The following is a 21,477-nucleotide window of genomic DNA, read 5'->3' as shown; positions in this document are numbered from 1 at the left end:
GAATCTTCCCCATGATAAATCATTTTTTATTGAGGATTCTATTTTTTGTTTGAAGAACTATTTTCAAAAGCGCATAGCGCGAATTGAAAGTTGTTAGTTGAATTAATGCCGTCGCAGGACGGTATCTTTCCCCATGATAAATCGATTATTTTTAAGGATTCGCTTTTTTCTTTGAATGAATATTTTTCAAAAGCGCATAGCGCGAATTTAAAGTTGTTAGTTGAATTATTCCGTCGTAGGACGGAATCTTCCCAAACGATTAAAAAATATCTAAACAATCATACTTTTTTGAAACAATTTAAAAATCTTAGATGTCTTATGTGTAAATTGGTATAAGTCTATAGAGAAGAAAAAAAAGATAAAGGATTGCATAAAAAAAGAGAGAAATGTCTCGATTAAATTTGAAGAAAACTTAGTATTAACTTAATAATTCACATATGAAAAAATGATACAAATTTTCGACAATTTCTCTCTTTAGTATTTTTTATGCGCTAACACTCAAATTTTAAGTCCGATTAAAATTTTAATAAACTAATTATGATGTAAATGTACTTTAGTTTTTTGATTTAAAGATTTAAAAACTGATACATTTTGTAAGGTAAAACCGTATTATTGATATTTAACAAAACCAATATCCAGTTCTAGGATCAAAACAATTGAAACATCTTCCGTTTTGACAAATTTGATCAATTGAACAATCTGATTGAGATTTACATCTAGCAGCTGCTCTTAATCCACCTAAGATGTTTCTCTGTGTAGATTTTTCCAATTCTTTAGTTCCTTGGAGTTTACGAATATTTTTTAACATGATTACAGGGTTTTTGGTTATGATATAAAAGTATCTATTCTAAAAATAATTTGCTTACGGTGATTCCGTAGTTGTACTATTGTAAATAGATTTTTTTAGATAAAATGTTGATTACACATTTATAAAACCAAAAAACCACGCTTTATTAGAAAAGAGCGTGGTTTTTTATATGTTTTTAAATCTGAAGTTATTCCGCCATCGTGTGATACACATTTTGAACATCGTCATCGTCTTCCAGCTTTTCCAACAACTTTTCAATGTCTGCGGTTTGCTCTTCGTCTAACGTTTTCGTGACTTGTGGAATGCGCTCAAAACCAGAGGATAATATTTCAATTTCTCTGTTTTCCAATTCTTTCTGAATAGCACCGAAACTTTCAAAAGGGCCGTATAATAAAATACCATCTTCATCAGCAAAGACTTCTTCTACACCAAAATCAATAAATTCTAATTCCAACTCTTCAGGATCTTGTCCTTCTGCGGGAATTCGGAAGTTACACGTATGATCAAACATGAATTCTACTGAACCTTGCGTCCCTAAATTCCCATCACATTTGTTAAAATAACTACGCACATTGGCAACTGTTCTGTTATTATTGTCCGTAGCAGTTTCTACCAATACTGCAATTCCGTGAGGTCCGTAGCCTTCAAACAATACTTCTTTGTAGTTATCCGTATTTTTGTCAGATGCTTTCTTTATTGCACGCTCCACATTGTCTTTTGGCATGTTGGCAGCTTTTGCATTCTGAATTACCGCACGCAATCTCGAATTTGTTTCAGGATTCGGTCCACCTTCTTTTACCGCCATGACAATATCTTTCCCAATTCGGGTAAAAGTTTTTGCCATTGCTGACCAACGTTTCATTTTTCGTGCTTTTCTAAATTCAAATGCTCTTCCCATTATGCGTGTGCTTTTTATTTTTACAAATATATATGTTGTATTATTCTTTTGGAATATGTCGGCTTAAAAATTTTGCCGAAGCGTCATTCCATTGCTGAATAATTTTAGTTCTTTTTTTATTTAATTGCTCGTTGGTTTTGTTGAAATCGTTGATGGCTTTGTTAATTTTCTTGACCATGTTATTGTATTGATCGATTTCTTTTTTGGTTCGATCTTTCGCTTTTTTCTTATCAATTGCTTCTTTGATCGCGTTAAACTTTTCATTCAGTAAGAAAAATTCAAGCATTTTTGGCATTTCATTTTGTGTTTCTTCCAAGTAAAATTCCAAGGCTTTTTTAGTAGCTTTTACAAGCGAAAGATCTTCTTTATACGTCGAAACCGTATCGAGATCTTGCAAGCCTTCTTTGGCAAAACTTTGCAAAGCGTTCATGTTTTGTTGGATGGCGCTAATATCACTTTTAGACAAAGCGTCCATTAAGAAGCTCTCTTGAATGTTACTTTTGAAAAATACCAAATACACCGAATTTCTATGTTCAAAAACCTCATTGGAAATTTGCATCTTTTTTCCAAGTTCTGTTTCTGATTCAATCAGTTCAATATTGTTTCTTGCCGCATAAGCCTCCAAGGCTTTTTCATACGATTCTTGGGCTTCTTGCATGCGTTCGTCTACCTTTTTTTGCGCCAAAATATACGCTTCCATAAAATCGTAAGATTGTTCGGCAACTTCTTTCATGTCTACAATTTTTGCGTAATCATTTTGTAGAATTTTCGTGCGCAAATCCATGTATGCTAACACCTGGTTTTTGTAATCGTCTTCACCTTCAAAAGGTTTGGCTTTTTTAATAGTAATTATCGCGCGTTCCAACGATTTGATCAAGCGTTTGCGATCGCCTTCAATTCTGCGTGCGCTTTTACTGTGGGCAACCGATTTGGTATATTTCCACATGCTTTTGCTGATTTTTTTATTCTCTTTTCCAACAAAAGATAAATATTCGTTCGGGTTTTTAAAACTTTGTGCGGTCGAAGTTTGAAACGCACATACACATAACATTATAAGAAGTGTTTTTAAGTATTGTAATTTCATAAATTTAATTGGTGAGTTGTTGAATATAATCTGAAAGAATACGATAGGTTTCTTCAATTTCATGATCAGTTTGAATGCTCTTAATCGCATACGAATTCTCTTTGGCTTTGTTTTTATTGTAGGCTAAAATTTCTTTGTAATCTTCTAAATTTACAACTTCAAAAGTCTCGTGAGTCATTTCAATATCGTCCGATTTTTCAAAAATAGCGTTAAATCTGTCCATGTCTTCTTGAATTCCTTCCACAGATAACAGTAATACACGTTCGCTATGTAAATAATTTTTCAGATTGGTGTTGATTTCTTTGATGGTAGCAGCAGCTTTGTTTTGTTTTATGCGCGCCATACTTTTGGTACGTAAATTGTCGTATGTTGCTGCTTCTGGAATTTTAAAATAGACATTTTTTTGAATGGTATCGCTCACAATCACATTTGCATTTCCGTTTTCGCCATCTTCAATTCCTGTCAATAAATTTGGGAATTCAATATCAGGTCGAATGCCAACTGCTTGATGCGAATTGCCTTTAAAACCATACATTTTTTCAATGGTAATTCGTAAAAAACCTTCTTCACTTTGCAACGGCATAATCTGTTGAATGGTTCCTTTGCCATACGTGCGACTTCCCACCAAAATAGCTCTGTTGTGATCGCGCAAAGCAGCTGCGATAAATTCGGAGGCAGAAGCACTTTCGTTGTTAATCAAAATCACCAACGGTTTGGTAAACAATGTTCCCCGATTCAAATCTTTGACAATGCGTTTTTCGTTTTGTTGATCGCGGTAAATCCCCAAAGGACCTTTGTCAATAAACATGCCCGATAAATCAATGGCTTGCTTCATAGAACCGCCGCCGTTGCCACGCAAATCCAAAATCAATCCGTCAATATCAACCGCATTAAGTTTGAACAATTCTTTCGCGATATCATTGGCACTTCCAAAACCATAATCTGCATTCGTATAAAAACTGGGCAAGGAAATATAGCCAATATCTTTTTTCCCTTTAAGGATAAAACTATTGACTGCATTTTCTTCAATTTTTAAATTTTCTTTGCGTAAAACGACCGTTTTATTCAAGTTTTTATCAGTCAAAAAGTTGATCGTGATTGTTTTATTATTTTCATCATTTATGAAGTCGTACAGACTTATCAATGACAGACAGGTTGTGCTGAGTTTGGTATCATTTGCTTCTAGTGATAGCACTAAATCGCCTGCGCTGATTTCTTTTTCTTTCCAAGCGGTACTTCCAGTTTGCAAGCCAGAAACGACAATTTTTCCATCGTTATTTTTGGAAAACCATACACCAATAGAACTGGTTTCTGTGCTGATAGAATTCATGAATGTTGCATTGTCTGTTGGATCAAAAAAGCTACTGTGTGGATCAAAATAGGTGCACACAACATCTAAAAATGTAGTTTCTACATATGATTGCAATCCGTTCACCGCTTGCAATTTATCTACAATAAAGCATTTGTTTTCCGCAATAACTTTTTGTTTGAGCTGTGCTTTTATTTTATTGAAGTTTGATGGATTGCTCAACGATAAATAATCGCGAATCATATCGACTCTAATCTTTTTAGACCAGCGTTTTTGAAGTGTTTTGGGTGATATAGAGAAGCGCGATTTTTCTTTAAAACTTCCATAGGTTACCGTGTCTTTTCCAGAAAAATCTAGCTTTGTTTTTTCTAAAGTTTCAATTGTTTGTTTTGCTTCTTTGAGATGTTTCTCATAAAAAACAGTAAACTCACTGATAAAGTCACATTCCCCATTTCGCAAATAATCGTCCAATTGATCTTTTAATGGCGCTAATACTTCTATATCTGCTTGCGAATACAACAAACGGCGATCGTCCAAACGTTCCAAAAGTTTATCAAAAACATAGCTTGAAAAGTCGTTATTTATCGTTTTGGGTTTGTAGTGATTCTTATCTAACATCGTCAAAATCAAACGAGATTTGTTGCAGAAAGAAGAATCTACTTGTGCAAACGAAGTTGTTGCGACAAAGAGCAGTATAAAACGTAAAAAAGTGTGCATGGATGCAAATAGAATTTGTAGAACCGTTAGTGTACGAATTTAACGAATCTTTTGCTTTTTACGTAGGAAATTAGGTGAAAATGCTTGAAAATGGTCTTGTTTTTAGGATATAATGTAATTGACTTTGATTTGATCTTTACAATCACTCTTTAATTTTTCCAGAAATATACTCTAAAGTCTCTTGATTCGTTGTTGCCAAATGCTTCGGTAATTTATTATCTTTTGGCAAAACGGCTAAAAAACGATCAAAATTGGATGTATACACGTTTTTAAATAACGGTTTTTCTACGTTCAGGCTTTTTAAAATTTCTTCGTAAAATTCTTCATGATGAATTAAATCTTCGGCACCTAAGTGAAAAATTCCACTTTTACGTCGATTGATCATGTAGTGAATTTGCTGTGTGAGTTTTTTATCAGAAATGGTATTCATTACCAAATTCGGAAACACTTCAATAGGAACGTTTTCTTCCAAGCATTGCTTTATTTCTAGGATTCGCGGCGAATTGTGCCCAAAAACCATCGGCAAACGAATGATCGCATATTTTTTCTGCGGCAAACGCATCAACATATTTTCAATACGAATTTTAAGTTTTCCGTAGATGCTTTCTGAAAGGGTTTTATCGTATTCATACGATGGATAACTGCTGTATGCATCAAACACATTGGCAGACGATAAAAAGAAGAGTTTGCAGGGTTTTGTTTTTACATATTCTGTTAAAAAAATATGTGCTTCAATCTGTGCGGCAAAATCGCCACGCAAGGTAGAAATAATGATGGTGGGTTGCACTTGTGTCACAATTTCGTCAATACCATCATAATCCAAATCATACCGAATAAAATGCTGATTTTTCGCAAACGATTTGTTGCTGTAAAACGTACCGTATACATCAAAATAGGAGCAGAGCTCTTTGTAAATCGCCTGACCAATATATCCGCTCGCTCCTAATATTAAAATTCTATTCAAAAGTAAAAATTGCTATTTTTTATAAAAAGGAAGTTTCACCACTTTTGCAGGTACTCTTTTTTTACGAATTTGAATGTAAACAATGCTACCTACATCTTTAAAAACGGTTGGTACATATCCTAAGCCAATACCCACTTTCATAGAAGGTGACATGGTTCCGGATGTTACATTTCCAATAATATTACCGTTTCCGTCTACAATATCATATCCTTGTCTCGGAATACCGCGATCTTGCATTTCAAAAGCGACCAATCTGCGTGCTGTCCCTAGTTTTTTCTGACTTTCAATTGCTTCACGATTTACAAAATCTTTCGTAAATTTCGTAATCCAACCCAAACCTGCTTCAATTGGAGATGTGGTATCGTCAATATCATTTCCATACAAGCAATACCCCATTTCCAAGCGCAAGGTATCACGCGCTGCCAAACCAATCGGCTTGATGCCAAAATCAGCACCAGCTTCAAAAACTTTTTCCCAAACTTTGGCAACATCTTCGTTTTTACAGTAAATTTCAAATCCACCCGAACCTGTATATCCAGTTGCAGAAACAATGACGTTTTCAACACCTGCAAAGGTTGCAATTTGGAATGTGTAATATTTAATATTTGTTAAGTCAACTTCCGTTAAAGACTGCATCGCTTCCACGGCTTTTGGTCCTTGAATTGCCAATAAAGAATAGTTGTCAGACACATCGCGCATTTCAGCTCCTACATCGTTATGACTTGAAATCCAGTTCCAGTCTTTTTCAATATTGGAAGCATTTACGACTAAAATATACTTCTCTTCATTCACTCTGTAGATGATTAAATCGTCCACAATTCCACCATCATTGTTAGGCATGCAACTGTATTGCGCTTTTCCGTCCACCAATTTAGAAGCGTCATTGGTTGCGATTTTTTGTATTAATGCCAACGCATTCGGTCCAGAAATCACAAATTCGCCCATGTGACTTACATCAAAAACACCCACGCCGTTACGAACTGTTTCGTGTTCAACATTAACGCCTTCGTACTGTACAGGCATGTTATATCCTGCAAAAGGAACCATTTTAGCACCCAATGCTTCGTGAATTTTAGTAAGAGCTGTATCCTTCATTTTAGTTTTTCTTAAATTGATTGCGAATTTATGAAAAATCGACCTAAAAAAATGATGAATTTATACTTGATTCGTAATTTAACATCAGAATTTTAATAATTGAACGGTTTAAAGATAAAAGCATGTACTTTTTTTAGTTTTTACAAGCGCCACTTCAATTTTTATGACAAATACAAACGACGTTGAAAATGCGTATTATTTTTTGTCACGAATGCACGAATATTTATAACGATGTATCAAAAAAATCATCAATCTGAAATCGTAAATCCAAACGTCACTTCGAGTGATTTTTTGGAGTGAAGCGGAAAAAAATTGTATCGAGAAGCACTTCGAACAACTTTTCGTTTCACAGCTTTTCCCGATACAACGAATCAGAGATTCGCCACTCGAAAAGACGGTTTTGTTTCTTTTGTTTATAATTCTGTTTCTATTTCAGAAACTACTTTGACGTATTTGGATTCCTGCCTCCGCACGAATTACATTGGAAACTTCTAAATACTAATATCTCAATACTTCTGAGAAACGTCATTGCGATCTCCAACTTGTTTGGAGAGTGGCAATCTGTTTCTTTTGGAAACTGTTTTTCCTTTGAAGTTACACTAATACCTATTTCGTTTCACAGCTTTTCTCGATACAACGAATCGGAGATTTGCCACTCGAAAAGACAAACCTAATTATGCATTCAAAAATCGTTTCAAATCATCATAATTTGCTGCTTTTAGCGCATGTTTTTCTTTATGCATGATTTCTTGAATTTGTGGTGGAATGTCTAGTTGTACAGGCAAGGTCGATTCGACTGTCGGTAAGAATTTGACAGGATGTGCGGTTTCTAGAAAAATTCCGTATGCATCTTTTAAATCGTGATGTTGCAAACCTAAATACCCAACGGCGCCGTGCGGATCGGCAATATAATTATGTTGATTGTAGATAGATTTCATGGCAGTTTTTGTTTCGTCATCTGTGAAACTGTACGATGAAAAATGTTGCTTGATCGTTTCCAAATCATTTCCATACAATTCTTGAATACGAATGAAATTGCTCGGATTCCCAACATCCATGGCGTTTGAAATCGTAGCAATTGATTGTTGTGGAACGTATTCGCCACTTTCTAAATAGTTAGAAACGGTATCGTTTACATTCGTCGCTGCAATAAAATGCTGAATCGGCAAACCGAGTTTTTGTGCCATAATCCCTGCACAAATGTTTCCAAAATTTCCGCTTGGCACTGAAAATACTAGGTTTTTATGTTGTTTGTGCATTGCTTTGTATGCAAAGAAAAAGTAGAACATTTGCGGCAACCAACGTGCAATATTGATGGAATTTGCAGACGTTAGTGTACGTTCAATTTCTTCATCTAAGAAAGCAGTTTTTACCATTTCTTGACAATCGTCAAACACACCATCTACTTCCAATGCGGTAATATTTTGTCCCAAAGTAGTTAACTGTTTTTCTTGAATTTCGCTGACTTTTCCGCTTGGATATAAAATCACAACATCTACACCTTTCACACCTAAAAACCCATTGGCAACTGCGCCGCCAGTATCTCCAGAAGTCGCGACTAAAACTGTGACTTTTTCGTCTTTATCACGGTTAAAATATCCCAAACAGCGCGCCATAAAACGTGCGCCAACATCTTTAAATGCCATCGTTGGTCCGTGAAATAATTCTAGCGTTCCAATGTTTTCTTCAATCGGAATTACAGGAAAATCGAAACTTAGTGTTTCGGCAATGATTTCTTTTAAAATTTCTTTTGGAATGTCATCTCCCACAAATTGTTGAATCGCTTCAAAAGCAATTTCTTCATGCGAATAGTTGTCAATATTTTTGATAAATTCTTCCGACAATGGTGTAATATTTTCAGGAAAATAAATACCTCTATCAGGCGCTAATCCACGAATTACTGCTTCTTTAAATGAAACCTTGGGAGCTTTATGATGTAGACTGTAGTAGTTCATTAGTTGTTGTTTTGCGAGTTGCTTATTTTAACTTTTAGGTCTTTGTTCTAACCGTCAGCTCAAGTGTTAAATCTGTGATTTGGTGTATCGAGAACAGCTTTGATATTTTGTTTTATATGTAAACATTATCATTTTACATTTAGAGTTTTCAAGTACTTCTCGATACAAAATTCTTTCAGAATTTTACTCGAAGTGACGTTTTGATGATTTTAAGATTGAAGAATTCATAATTCAGCATTCACAATTATAGAATTCGACAACCTTCGGTATTAATTTTTGAGACATGAATGTCATAATCAATATTTAGATTCTCATAGGTTTCGGACATGCTTCTGGCAACAGCTTCTGCCATTTCTTCGCCTTTACTCAATGCAAATATAGAAGGTCCAGAACCTGAAATTCCTGCGCCTAACGCACCACAATTGATTGCGCTTTGTTTGACATCATTGAAGCCAGGAATTAAGATGGAACGCAAAGGTTCTACAATTTCGTCGTGTAAGGATCTGCTAATCAAATCGTAATCAGCCGTGTACAATCCGCTAATTAAACCGCCAAGATTTCCAATTTGTATGATGGAATCTTTTAAGGTGATTTTTTGCTTTAATACCGAACGCGAATCCGATGTTTTTACTTCTATTTGTGGATGAATGACCGAAGCGAACAATTCACTAGGTGTTGGAATTTTAATGATATCCAGTGGATGATAACTTCGCACTAAGGTAAATCCGCCCAAAAGGGCAGGAGCCACATTATCAGCATGCGCCGTTCCACTGGCTAGTTTTTCTCCTTGCATGGCAAACGGTACCAATTCTTTTAAAGAAAATGGTTTTCCTAACAATTCGTTCATTGCCCAAACCGTTCCTGCAGAACTTGCAGCACTGCTTCCAATTCCGCTACCCGCTTTGATATTTTTATAGATTTCAATTTCAAAACCGTGATCTAAATTTAGCTTTTCAAGCATTGCCAATCCAGCAACTCCAGCTACATTTTTATCCGTTTCTAAAGGTAAATCTTGTCCGACAAGTTTCGAAATTGTAATTCCTTTTTTAGCAGTTTTCCGAATGATCATTTCGTCACCAACGGTATCCAAGCAAAGTCCGAGGACATCAAAGCCACAGGAGACATTTGCAATGGTTGCAGGCGCGAATATTTTGAGTTCGTTCATTTTTTGATTTCGTATTGAGTTGTTAGTATTGAGAATTGAGAAAATTTCAATATTCACCTCTATTTTTTTCGAGTACTTCTCGATACAATTTTCTGTCGAAAATCACTCGAAGTGACGTTCAGTTTATCATTTAAAATTTAGCATTCAATATTTATAATTTTTAAAACTTTCCAATTCGAATGACATCGGCAAAAATTCCAGATGCAGTTACTTCAGCTCCTGCACCAGCGCCTTTTATTTGCAAAGGTTGCGCTACATAACGATCGGTAAAGAATAATACAATATTATCGCTTCCTTCTAAATTATAAAAAGGATGATCGGACGGAATGTGTTGCAAACCAACGTTGGCTTTTCCATTTTCAAAAGTAGCTACATATTTTAAACGGCACTTTTTTTCGTTGGCTTCTTTAAAAATTTGTTGAAAATGCGCTTCATGTTTGGTTAAAGATGCGTAAAAGTCCTCATTGTTATCTGTGTTGAGTGTTTCTTCTGGTAAAAAGGAATCGTTTAGAATGTCTTCCAACTCCAATATATACCCACTTTCACGTGCTAAGATGAGAATTTTACGTGCAACATCTACACCACTTAAATCAATTTTTGGATCGGGTTCGGTATACCCTTCTTCTTGTGCTTGTGTTACTACATCGTGAAACGTATTTTGATCGCTTAAATTATTGAACACAAAGTTTAAACTTCCCGAAAGTACGGCTTGAATTTTATGAATACGATCTCCTGAAGCAACTACATTTTTCAATGTGTCAATGATTGGTAATCCTGCGCCAACATTCGTTTCAAATAAAAACGGAGCGTTGTATTTTTGAGAAATACGTTTTAAGTTTTGATAGTTTTTATATTCAGAAGCACAGGCAATTTTATTGCAAGTTACCACGGAAATGTTGTTTCGTAAATAGTTTCCATATACTTTAGAAACCTCATGGCTCGCGGTAATGTCTATAAAAATACTGTTCCGCAAGTTGAGCGATTTTACGTGTTGGTGAAATTCATCTAAACTTGCCGTTTCTCCTTTTGCTAAATGCTTTTTCCACTTCTGTAAATCGATTCCTTCTGCATCAAAATGCATGGTTCTGGAATTGGAAATTCCTACCACTCGTACGTTGAGTTTTAGTTGTTCACGCAAGTACTCTTGCTGTTGGTGCAGTTGTGCGATGAAGCGTTCGCCCACATTTCCAACACCTGTTACAAATAGATTGAGTTGCTTTATTTTTGCTTCAAAGAATTCTTCATGCAACGCGTTCAGTGCTTTTTTGGCATCGTCACTTTTGATGACTGCGGAGATGTTTTTCTCAGAAGCACCTTGTGCAATTGCGCGAATGTTTACGTTGTTTTTTCCAAGCATGCTGAACATTTTCCCGCTCAATCCTTGGTGATTTTTCATGTTTTCTCCCACCAAAGCAATGATAGCAAGTTGTTGCTCTACTAAGATCGGATCTACTTTTCCAGAAGCGATTTCGTAGGCAAAAGTTTCATCAATGGCAATCTTAGCTCTGGACGCTTCTTTATCGTTAATTCCAATACAAATTGAATGTTCTGAAGATGCTTGTGTGATGAGAATGATGTTGATTTGTTCTGCCAATAAGGTTTCAAATAAACGTTTGGAGAATCCTGGAATTCCAATCATTCCGCTTCCTTCAAGCGTTAATAGTGAAATGTTTTCTATGTAACTAATTCCTTTGACAGCGCGTTGTTTTCCATTTGGTTTTTTGGAAATACGTGTTCCTTCTTGCGTTGGCGCAAAGGTGTTTTTGACTAAAATTGGGATTTCTTTGTCGAGCACAGGTTGAATGGTCGGTGGATAGATTACTTTCGCACCAAAGTGTGACAATTCCATTGCTTCTTGATACGAAATATGTGGAATTGGCGTTGCCTGTTTTACAATTCGTGGATTGGCGGTATACATTCCGCTGACATCGGTCCAAATTTGTAATTCATTTGCGTCTACTGCGGCGGCAATAATGGCGGCAGTGTAATCTGAACCTCCACGACCAAGCGTAGTGGTTTCTCCTTTTTCTGTAGCAGCAATAAATCCGGGTAAGATCGTAATTTGCTTTTCGTTCGTTTTAAAATAAGATTGACAGTTTTCTTGTGTCAATTTCATCAGTACTTGTGCATTTTCGTAGCTTTCTGATGTAATGATTAATTCACGACTGTCTTTAAGTATGCTATCTAATCCGCGTGTTTCCATCACTTTTGAGATGATGAATGAAGATAAAAGTTCTCCAAAACTAGCAATCGTTGCTAAGGTTTTCGGCGTCAATTCGCGAAGCAAATAACAACCTTCATACAAGGTTTCTAAATAGTTTAATAAGCGTTTCGTGTGACTGATAATGGCGCTTTGTTCCGTAACGGGAATTAAATCTTTTACAACTTGAATGTGCCTGTTTTCAATTTCTTGAAGCAAGTCTTTATAATATTCGTCTTTTACAGCCGCTAGTTCTGCTGTTTTTAAGAGCATGTTTGTAGTGTTTCCAAAAGCGGAAACGACAACTGCTATTTTTTCATCTTGAGAAGCCTTTGTAATGATATCGATTACTAGGTTTATATTTTGCGCATTGGCGACAGAAGTACCGCCAAATTTGAGTAGGTTCATGAGTATTGTTTTGTATGGTTATTGGTATTTTAGTTTTTAACTAATTTTTTGAGAGAGAAACACCGTATCGGTACTATATGATTTAAACCCCAAAAGGGGTTGTGGTAGCAATTGTTTCAGTGAAGCATGTGCCTGTACTGATTGTTGTCGAAGAAAAAAATGTTGCTACTAAACACATGTTTTGTCGTATGATGTTATTCAAATGTATTACTTTTATAACCATAAACAAACTATATGTTTATTTTTTAACGGATTACTAATAAAATTCGGTTTTCTTTATAAATGCACTAAAAAAGTATAGTGAATTGTAGAAAATTTCATCAAATGTGTAATATTTTGCGCTAATACAACGATACATGAAGATATATTCAGCGGCTCAGATCTATGAAGCCATCAATCGTACGATCGAAAAAAATCAAATTACCTCTAATGACTTATTGGAATTTGCAGGAACGCAATTGTTTAATTGGTTTCACAAACGCATGCATGGTGCACAAGTTCCCATTCATATTTATTGTGGAATTGGAAATAACGGCGGTTTAGGATTGGTGTTAGGACGCCAGTTATTGCATCATGGTTATAATGTGCATCTGTATGTGGTAAATTTTAGCGCAAAGCGAACCAAAGGCTTTTTGGTGAATTACGATCGCATTAAAGAGTTTAAGGTTTGGCCTAAATTATTGAGTTCAGGCGAAGAATTTCCAGAAATGCAGCAAGAAGATATTATTGTCGATGCTATTTTTGGAATTGGTTTGAACCGGAAAACTTCTGATTGGGTGAAAGAGTTGATCAAATATATCAATGCTTCTAAAGCATATACGGTTTCGTTGGATGTTCCTTCTGGATTGTATCCTGATCACGGACCAGAAGATAAAGAAGCGGTGATTGCGAGTAATTATACATTGACGAGTCAAGCACCAAAATTAAGTTTCTTTTTGCCTGAAACAGGGATTTATATGCAACAATGGGAAGCGATAGATATTGGACTTGATCAAGAATATTTACAAACAACAGACACCGAAGTGCAATTGATTGATACCTTTGAAGTGTTGCCATTGTACATTCCACGTGAAAAATATGCACATAAAGGAACGTACGGACATAGTCTGATTATTGGTGGAAGTTACGGGAAAATAGGCGCAGTAACGTTGGCGAGTTCAGCTTGTTTGCGCGTTGGTGCAGGATTGGTAACGGCGTTTATTCCTGAATGCGGCTACAATATTTTGCAGACTTCTTTACCAGAAGCGATGGTGATTTGTGATGAAAACGAAAAGCATGTTACAGATATTCAGTTTGATATTGAACCGAAAACGATCGGAATTGGCGTTGGTATGGGAACTGATGCTGCAACAGCAAAGGCATTGGAAGTATTTTTACAGAAAAGCAAAGATTCTTTGGTGATTGATGCAGATGCATTGAACCTGTTGTCAGCAAATAAAAAATTACTAAAATCTGTACCCAAACATTCTGTTTTAACGCCACATCCAAAGGAGTTGGAGCGTTTGATAGGCACGTGGACTGATGATTTTGACAAGTTGGAAAAAGCAAAATCATTTTCAAAGAAATACGATATTATTTTAATCATTAAAGGAGCGCATACTGTTACCATTTATGATGGTTCTGTGTATATTAACAATACAGGAAACCCAGGCATGGCAACTGCGGGAAGCGGCGATGTGTTGACAGGAATGTTAACAGGATTGCTTTCTCAAGGGTACGATTCTTTACAAGCCGCTTTGTTTGGAGTGTATTTACATGGAAAAGCAGGTGATATTGCGTTGTCAGGTTTGGGATACCAAGCGTTGACAGCGAGCGATATTGTGGATCATATTGGTGATGCGTATTTGGATTTGTTTAGAGAACCCGAAGCGCCGTCTGCGGAAGCGGAAGACGCATGATAAAAAAACAAAACGCCTTGAGGTTTCAAAGCGCTTTTGTTTTTTGAATTTTTAAAGAAACTATATTTTCAATTCATCAAATAATTCAATGAGTTTTTTATCTGAAGGTCTTGGTGCATCTGCATTTACAATTTTTCCGTTTGGATCAATTAAGATAAATCGTGGAATACCATCAATGACATAGTCCGTTACAAACTGAGATTGCCAAGCTTTATCTGCCATAAGCTGAACGCCGCCAAGTTCTTTGTCTGTCACCATTTTTTTCCATTTGTCGTGATCTTTCAACGCATCAATAGAAATGGATACAAAGTTGATATTTTTGTTATGATAGTCTTTTTCAACTTTTTTTAGTGATGGAATTTCCGCAATACACGGTCCGCACCAAGTAGCCCAAACATCAATATATACATATTTTCCTTGCAAATCTGCCAAACTCGTCGTGCCACCTTTATGGTTTTCATAATCAAACGTTGGCGAATCTTTTCCTGCTTTTAGTTTTTGAATGTCTGTATATTTTTTGGTTAATTCTTTTTTGAATTTTTCATTCGTAGAAATTTCAGAAAGTGCTGTATATAAATAGTCAGCATCTTTCCCAGAAGGAGAAATAAAGAACGCTAATTCTTGTGCAAGGGTATTTTTTAACACTTGCGATTTTAAGTTTTTTATAGTAGCGACACTCCCTTTTACATCTTCAAATGGATTTAACTTTTTTGAATAGTGTTGACGCGCCAATTGTCTGAAATTCTCATAAATTTTGAAGTCTTCTTCGTTATCATACTCAATATTTTTAAAGTACGCCATAAACGTTTCAGATGGCTTGTAATTTTCATTTTTAGAATAATAAGGATAGTATTGCGGATATCTTGATAGGTTGATAAGATGTGCATATTTGATGTTCTTTTTTTCAAAAGCAATAAATGCTTCATCTAAATCAGTTGCTTCTTTTAGTTTTTGAGAAGTTACATCTCTTATATCACTCATTGTTTTTATGAATTCTCCTTCTTCTTGTGAAAATATAGCCACTGGATCTTTTCCTCTGTTTCTAAGAACTTTGTCTACTAAAAATTTATTGGAAGTTGCGTCTTTACCTTCAAAACGCATGCTATCTATAAATTTTGTAGCATCAGTTGTTATTTTTAACTCTTCTCCTTTCGTCAAAAATAGTGTTGCATTGGTTCTATCGTGGTATAAAGAATAATACCCTGTGTCTACACGCAGCGTATCTGTAAAAATACCCTCAGCATTTAGCGAAATTTCTTTTGTAAAGTCATTATTAATGATAGAAATTTTAGCTGCTTTTTGATTTTCTATTTTTCCAGATAGCACAATATACTCTCTGTTTTCAGTTTTTTGTTTGTTAGCACACGAAATTACGGTAAGAACAGCTATTAGGATGAATATTTTTTTCATGACAGCAATTTTGGTAAGGATTATATTTTTAATTTGTTAAACAATGTAATCAATTTTGGGCTTGAAGGTCTTGGCGCATCTGCATTTACAATGTTTCCACTTGGATCAATGAGAATAAATCTTGGAATAGAATTAATTTCTAAACCTTGTATAAAATTAGCTTTCCAGCCTTTGTCAGAAAGTAATTGAATTCCGCCTAAGCTTTTATCTGTAACCATTTTTCTCCAACCTGCTTTTGCGGCATTCATGTCATTTCTATAACCTCTGCCATTGTCAACAGAAATACTTACAAACTCAATATTTTTATTATGGTATTGTTTTTCAACTTTTTGTAATGAAGGAATTTCACGAATACACGGTCCGCACCAAGTAGCCCAAACGTCAATGTATACATACTTTCCTTGTAAATCTCTTAGCGAAGTTTTTCCCCCTTTATGGTTTTCAAAATCAAATTTTGGCGCTGGTTTGCCTGTAAATTTTGCAAATTGAGCCAAACGTGCTTCATTTTGTTTTTTAAAGGATTTATAAGATGTAAGAATGCTTTTTTGAAATGAATTTAAAGCGAGTTTTTCCGTTGAAAAGAATGCAGAATCAATATTTTTATGGTTATCCAAATGAGTAAGGAGTTTTTTGTGAATCTTGGCAGTTTCAGCTTTAAAATCTTCTTCTTCCATGTCAAAAAGGCTAGGAGGAAATAGACTTTCTTGCATCAGAGCTCTTTTTATAATATAATTGCTTGATGCTGCGCCTTCTCCTTTGAAAGAAAGGGTTTCGTCAAATTGTTTGGTGTCTAGTGACATCGTGAGGTCATATCCGTTTTTAAGATATATATTGCTTGATTCGCCACCATCATACAAACGGTGCATACCTGCTTTTACTTTTAAGGTATCTTTAAAAGTTCCGTCTTTATTTACTTTTATGGTTTTGGAATAGTTTCTTCCTTGTGAAATAAATAAGGAATCACTATTTTGATTTTCTATTTTTCCAGAAATTGTCACATAATCTTTAGGTGCTTCCGGTTCATTTTTACACGAGAGGATTGCCAATACTGCAATCAATAGCAATAGTTTTTTCATTTTTTGAAAGTTTGTTTTCTCAAATGTACTAGATTCTTGATTTAATCAATAAATTATTAACAATTATTTGGTTTATACAGATTGAATTTTGACTTTTGATAGATAATTTGATTACACCAACATGATACACCTTATAAGTTCAAAATTTCTTGATATTTCCACAATCCAAGATATATTGCATGCTGATGCAACGTTGGATTTATCTACAGAAGCCACCGAAAAGATTCGCGCGTGTCGCAATTATTTAGAAAAACGTTTACAAGATCAAAAAGCGCCTATTTACGGTATTAATACTGGATTTGGATCTTTGTGTAATGTGAAAATATCTGATGAACATTTGTCAAAATTGCAAGAGAATTTGGTGACTTCTCACGCATGTGGTACTGGCGATCGTGTGCCGAAAGCTATTATCAAGTTGATGTTGTTGTTGAAGGTACAATCGTTGAGTTATGGACATTCGGGCGTGCAATTACAAACCGTACAGCGCTTGATTGATTTTTACAATCATGATATTTTACCTGTAATTTTTGAACAAGGTTCGTTGGGTGCTTCGGGCGATTTGGCACCTTTGGCACATTTGGCATTGCCGCTTTTGGGAAAAGGAACCGTGTATTATAAAGGAGAAGAAATTCCTTCTACGGAAGTATTAAAAGCGTTTGATTGGCAACCGATTCAGCTCAAAGCAAAAGAAGGATTGGCATTGTTGAATGGAACGCAATTTATGAGTGCGTACGGTGTATATTCTTTATTAAAATCGTATAAATTATCGTATTTCGCGGATTTCTTTGCAGCGATTTCATTGGAAGCTTTCGATGGAAGAATAGAACCTTTTAATGATTTAATTCACATTATTCGTCCGCACAATGGGCAATTAAAAACTGCCAAACGTATTCAAGAATTTGTAGAAGGCAGTGAGTTGATTTCGCAAGAAAAGAAACATGTACAAGATCCATATTCGTTTCGATGCGTACCACAAGTACATGGTGCCACAAAAGATACGTTGGCGTTTATTCGCAAAACTTTTGAAACAGAAATCAATTCGGTGACGGATAATCCGAATATTTTTATTGCGGAAGACGAAATTATTTCTGGCGGAAATTTTCATGGACAACCATTGGCATTGGCACTCGATTATTTAGCAATTGCTATGGCGGAATTAGGAAACATCTCAGAGCGAAGAACGTTTCAGTTGGTTTCTGGCTTGCGCGATTTGCCTGATTTTCTAGTGAACAATCCAGGGTTGAATTCTGGTTTTATGATTCCGCAATACACTGCCGCTAGTATCGTAAGTCAAAACAAACAATATGCAACACCTGCGAGTGTGGATTCGATTGTGTCTTCCAACGGACAGGAAGATCATGTGAGTATGGGCGCAAATGCAGCAACCAAAGCGTTGAAAGTTGTAGATAATATTGAACGTGTTTTGGCAATTGAATTGCTGAATGCTTCTCAGGCATTGGTATTTAGAGCGCCTTTGAAAAGTTCTGAATTTATTGAAGCGTTTTTACAAACCTATCGCATGACCGTTCCTTTTGTGGATGAAGACAGAGAATTGCACATTGCTATTCGTGACACCTTGTCTTTTTTACAGCTTACTTTCGTGGAGAATGAGGTGTTGTTTGGGTGATAACTTCTAGGTTTATGAGGTTAAAAGTTTATAGGTTTAAGAGTCTTATTTGAAATTTATTTAGACAGTTTAGCAACGAGTTTTGACTTTTAGGATTCGATAAATTTTGTTCAATTTAACTACAGAAGAATCTTAAATATGTAAAAAAATACGTATATTAAAGCTTCATTAATCATAAAACAAATTATTATGTTAAAAAAAAGTAACGAAAGTAACAAAAGTGATTACTTTAAAAAAAACGCAAATGTGATAGCTTTCAAATCAAATGCTATCAAAGAAAAAAACATCAAAGGTGGATGCTATCATGATCCTACAGGACCTTGGGATGAAGACATGGATTAATCGTAATCTATTTATGATGCGAGGTGTAGAAGTGTTGTAATGCTTTAACACCTCGTATTTTTATTCTTTGCACAATGAAAGAGTTTACTAGTATTCTCAACAAAATTGAACATGAATGGAAAAGAAATCACTATAAATTAGATGTATTACCATCTATAGGAATTCATACTATCAATCAATTTAAGATCCATCAAAAGATTGATGAATTATTAATATCTAATTTTCACCATCAGCTTACGAAATATGATACGCATCCAGCGTTAGGAGTTATAAAAATAGCGCAAACTCCGCTATTGGCAATGTACTTGCATATTTGGGATCGTGACATAGGAACACCTCATCATCATGTATGGAGTGGTTTTTTTATGAATCTAAAAGGTACCATCATTCATTCAATTTATAATTTTGAAGAAGAAGAATCATTTGGAGCCAATTTAAAGTTTGGAACGCTCTCAACTAAAAAGCGAGAAATCCTTTTACAGGGAGATGCTGTTCCAGTATTTCCAGGAAAAGCCTATATACATGGTTTGTGGCATATTGATCATCCTTGTGTAAGCTTAAGTGTCCGCACCAATAACAAGGAAAAATTTCCTTATGATGAAATTACTACAGATTATAATAAAATGTCTGGTATAGCATATTCTAATTTCTCTACGAGAAAAGATACTCCTCAATTGGTGAAATGGTTAGGATTGCAACGTACGTTAAAAAATGAAAAAAAGTATTTTAGTATTATCAATGACTTTATTGAAAATGAAGATCCAAGTACCGTACTATCTTTAATCCAAAAATTAATTAGAATTCATAATAATTTTGATATCATCGAACATATCAAAAATGAAAAATATAGTATTGACAAACGAATTTTAGAAAAGTATATATTGTTTTCTGAAGGTGTTGCTAGAGATGAGTTGTTTAAAGATATTCGGTTAAATATTGAAGATTTTGAACTGAGAGTTTTATTTGGAGTATTATATACAACAGAATCAATCCATGAATTTTGCACACTGATTCAAACTATTTTTCCAAACGAAGATGGAATTGAAAAGTCTGTAAAATTACTGTATAAAGCTATATTGACACCAGAAGTAGAAGCTTCGAGCGCGTCTTTTAAGAAGGCTATTCAAAAATATTTTGAAAGGATTTTATCTACAGAAAAGCATGACAATATTACCCAAAATATTCTAAGTAGTGATGATCTGAATTCTGAAGAAAAAAATCAATTTATGAACACGGTAAGTAGCTTGAGAGACTCCATCGTATTTAAACCTCTTTTTGTTTAAAGAGAATGAAAATTTTAAATAATAACTTACAGTTTTCTAGTATTTCTTGATAGTTCTATTGAGCTTACCGAAGTAAAACTTTGATTTCAGATGTACGATTTTAGATTTGTAAATGACTGCATCAAAGAGTTTACATGGCGAAGCAATTCAACCTTAAAATATTAAAGATACGTTTTTGACCAAGTAATCGCTTCTTCTAAAGTTTTAAATACACGCATAGGTTTATTAAAAAAGTGCTTTTCAATCTTTACATTATGATTGTCGATAAATTTACTAGAAACAATCGCGATGGCTTTTAGGTTTTCTATTTCAAAGACTTTTAAATACAACATCGGATCAACGGCATAGGAGTTTTTTCGAATGGTAATGTAGGCAAAAGGTTCCGTAGGAAAGTGTTTGTTGGCAATTAGAATGATTTCGGCAACTGTTTCAAGATTAAGAGTAATGCCTTCATTTAGTTGTGCAACCATGTAGTTTTCATAAATTTCTACTTTACCAATTTGCAAAGTATATTTTTTAATGTATGAATTATTATTTTCGTTGGCTACGCGCACTTTTATTGCTTTTATTCAATATAGTGTTTTTATCTTCTACCTACCAAAAAAATAGATGAACTGCGCAAAAATAACAAGTGTCAGTGTTTTTTCTTGTTAATGAAATTGTAATTATTTGGCTTATATAGTTGAATTATCTGAAATGTCAGCATTTTCATTCTGAAGCGGCATTATAGTATCCAACCAATTCACTGCGGCATCAATTGTGGTAAATAATTCACAACGTCCTTTGTAGAGTCCTTTTTCTACTTTCGCATTTAATGATGAGAATTTTTGATTAGAGACAATGGCAATTCCTTTCAATAAATTATTTTCAGGAAGCATAGAATAAATTTGCGGATCAATAGAGTAGGAGTTTTTTCGGAATGAAATATACCCAAAAGGTTTTGAATAATTTTCATGAAAAAACTCGAAAAAAGAGATTAATGTTTCGCTCGATACATGAACGCCCTCGTCAACCTCTCCTATAACAAGGTCGTCATACAAGTATAAATTTCCTTTTTTGAAATTATATACATTTCTTAATTTTTTTCCAATGATATTCATGGTGGTGGTAGTTTATTTTAGGGCTAAAATATAAAGCGTAGTGGCAAAAGTATTTTATACTACATAGTTACTATTTTTTTTGGATAAACTACCATTTTTTATCTGTAAATGACACGAAAACAGGTAAAAAAAGAAAAT

General features: G+C 34.7%; 17 protein-coding genes. 4 read left to right on the top strand and 13 right to left on the bottom strand.

Annotated features, from left to right (window positions below; genetic code table 11):
• Positions 1-619: 619 nt before the first annotated feature.
• The 9 genes from KORDIASMS9_RS20680 to thrA all read right to left on the bottom strand — a co-directional run bounded on the left by KORDIASMS9_RS20680 (position 620) and on the right by thrA (position 12,603).
• Positions 620-808 (bottom strand): hypothetical protein, encoded by a 189-nt coding sequence (locus tag KORDIASMS9_RS20680; RefSeq protein WP_114904683.1) that lies wholly within the window; start codon positions 806-808, stop codon positions 620-622.
• Positions 809-995: 187 nt separating this feature from the next.
• A complete protein-coding gene (locus KORDIASMS9_RS20675; protein WP_114904682.1) occupies positions 996-1,706 on the bottom strand; it encodes a YebC/PmpR family DNA-binding transcriptional regulator in 711 nt (236 codons plus the stop codon).
• A gap of 40 nt (positions 1,707-1,746) precedes the next feature.
• A complete protein-coding gene (locus KORDIASMS9_RS20670; RefSeq protein WP_162820086.1) occupies positions 1,747-2,790 on the bottom strand; it encodes a hypothetical protein in 1,044 nt (347 codons plus the stop codon).
• A 4-nt stretch (positions 2,791-2,794) separates the two neighbouring features.
• Positions 2,795-4,816, bottom strand: coding sequence for a S41 family peptidase (locus KORDIASMS9_RS20665; RefSeq protein ID WP_114904680.1), 2,022 nt, complete (start codon positions 4,814-4,816; stop codon positions 2,795-2,797).
• 142 nt (positions 4,817-4,958) lie between these two features.
• Complete coding sequence (locus KORDIASMS9_RS20660; protein ID WP_114904679.1) at positions 4,959-5,780, bottom strand: sugar nucleotide-binding protein; 822 nt, start codon at positions 5,778-5,780, stop codon at positions 4,959-4,961.
• 12 nt (positions 5,781-5,792) lie between these two features.
• Positions 5,793-6,875 carry a glycine cleavage system aminomethyltransferase GcvT gene (gcvT, locus tag KORDIASMS9_RS20655; RefSeq protein WP_114904678.1) on the bottom strand — a complete coding sequence of 361 codons (1,083 nt, stop codon included), beginning with the start codon at positions 6,873-6,875 and terminating at the stop codon, positions 5,793-5,795.
• Positions 6,876-7,549: 674 nt separating this feature from the next.
• The gene (thrC, locus tag KORDIASMS9_RS20650) at positions 7,550-8,830 is read right to left on the bottom strand and encodes a threonine synthase (RefSeq protein ID WP_114904677.1); all 1,281 of its coding nucleotides are present in this window, start codon (positions 8,828-8,830) and stop codon (positions 7,550-7,552) included.
• 244 nt (positions 8,831-9,074) lie between these two features.
• A complete protein-coding gene (locus KORDIASMS9_RS20645) occupies positions 9,075-9,995 on the bottom strand; it encodes a homoserine kinase (RefSeq protein ID WP_114904676.1) in 921 nt (306 codons plus the stop codon).
• Positions 9,996-10,155: 160 nt separating this feature from the next.
• The gene (gene thrA / locus KORDIASMS9_RS20640; protein ID WP_114904675.1) at positions 10,156-12,603 is read right to left on the bottom strand and encodes a bifunctional aspartate kinase/homoserine dehydrogenase I; all 2,448 of its coding nucleotides are present in this window, start codon (positions 12,601-12,603) and stop codon (positions 10,156-10,158) included.
• A 356-nt stretch (positions 12,604-12,959) separates the two neighbouring features.
• Here thrA and KORDIASMS9_RS20635 point away from each other — a divergent pair, with 356 nt between their 5' ends.
• Positions 12,960-14,501 carry an NAD(P)H-hydrate dehydratase gene (locus KORDIASMS9_RS20635; protein WP_114904674.1) on the top strand — a complete coding sequence of 514 codons (1,542 nt, stop codon included), beginning with the start codon at positions 12,960-12,962 and terminating at the stop codon, positions 14,499-14,501.
• 60 nt (positions 14,502-14,561) lie between these two features.
• Here KORDIASMS9_RS20635 and KORDIASMS9_RS20630 read toward each other — a convergent pair whose 3' ends face one another.
• Entirely contained in the window at positions 14,562-15,911 is a 1,350-nt protein-coding gene (locus KORDIASMS9_RS20630; RefSeq protein ID WP_114904673.1) for a TlpA disulfide reductase family protein, read from the bottom strand.
• Positions 15,912-15,931: 20 nt separating this feature from the next.
• Positions 15,932-16,987, bottom strand: coding sequence for a TlpA disulfide reductase family protein (locus KORDIASMS9_RS20625; RefSeq protein ID WP_114904672.1), 1,056 nt, complete (start codon positions 16,985-16,987; stop codon positions 15,932-15,934).
• Positions 16,988-17,108: 121 nt separating this feature from the next.
• Between KORDIASMS9_RS20625 and hutH the strand changes: the two genes are divergently transcribed.
• The 3 genes from hutH (at position 17,109) to KORDIASMS9_RS20615 (ending at position 20,239) form a co-directional block, all read left to right on the top strand.
• Positions 17,109-18,614, top strand: a complete 1,506-nt coding sequence (hutH, locus tag KORDIASMS9_RS20620) for a histidine ammonia-lyase (protein ID WP_114904671.1) — start codon at positions 17,109-17,111, stop codon at positions 18,612-18,614.
• Positions 18,615-18,803: 189 nt separating this feature from the next.
• Complete coding sequence (locus tag KORDIASMS9_RS23495) at positions 18,804-18,956, top strand: hypothetical protein (protein ID WP_162820085.1); 153 nt, start codon at positions 18,804-18,806, stop codon at positions 18,954-18,956.
• Between the two features lie 74 nt (positions 18,957-19,030).
• Complete coding sequence (locus tag KORDIASMS9_RS20615; RefSeq protein ID WP_114904670.1) at positions 19,031-20,239, top strand: hypothetical protein; 1,209 nt, start codon at positions 19,031-19,033, stop codon at positions 20,237-20,239.
• A 161-nt stretch (positions 20,240-20,400) separates the two neighbouring features.
• Here the strand turns inward: KORDIASMS9_RS20615 and KORDIASMS9_RS20610 are convergent, their stop codons facing one another.
• On the bottom strand, positions 20,401-20,793 hold the full coding sequence (locus KORDIASMS9_RS20610) for an STAS/SEC14 domain-containing protein (RefSeq protein WP_114904669.1): 393 nt from the start codon (positions 20,791-20,793) through the stop codon (positions 20,401-20,403).
• 120 nt (positions 20,794-20,913) lie between these two features.
• On the bottom strand, positions 20,914-21,339 hold the full coding sequence (locus KORDIASMS9_RS20605) for an STAS/SEC14 domain-containing protein (protein ID WP_114904668.1): 426 nt from the start codon (positions 21,337-21,339) through the stop codon (positions 20,914-20,916).
• Positions 21,340-21,477 lie beyond the last annotated feature (138 nt).

The organism is Kordia sp. SMS9 (genome assembly GCF_003352465.1).
In the GTDB taxonomy this organism is placed as follows: domain Bacteria; phylum Bacteroidota; class Bacteroidia; order Flavobacteriales; family Flavobacteriaceae; genus Kordia.
This window is presented reverse-complemented; position numbering and strand designations above follow the sequence as displayed.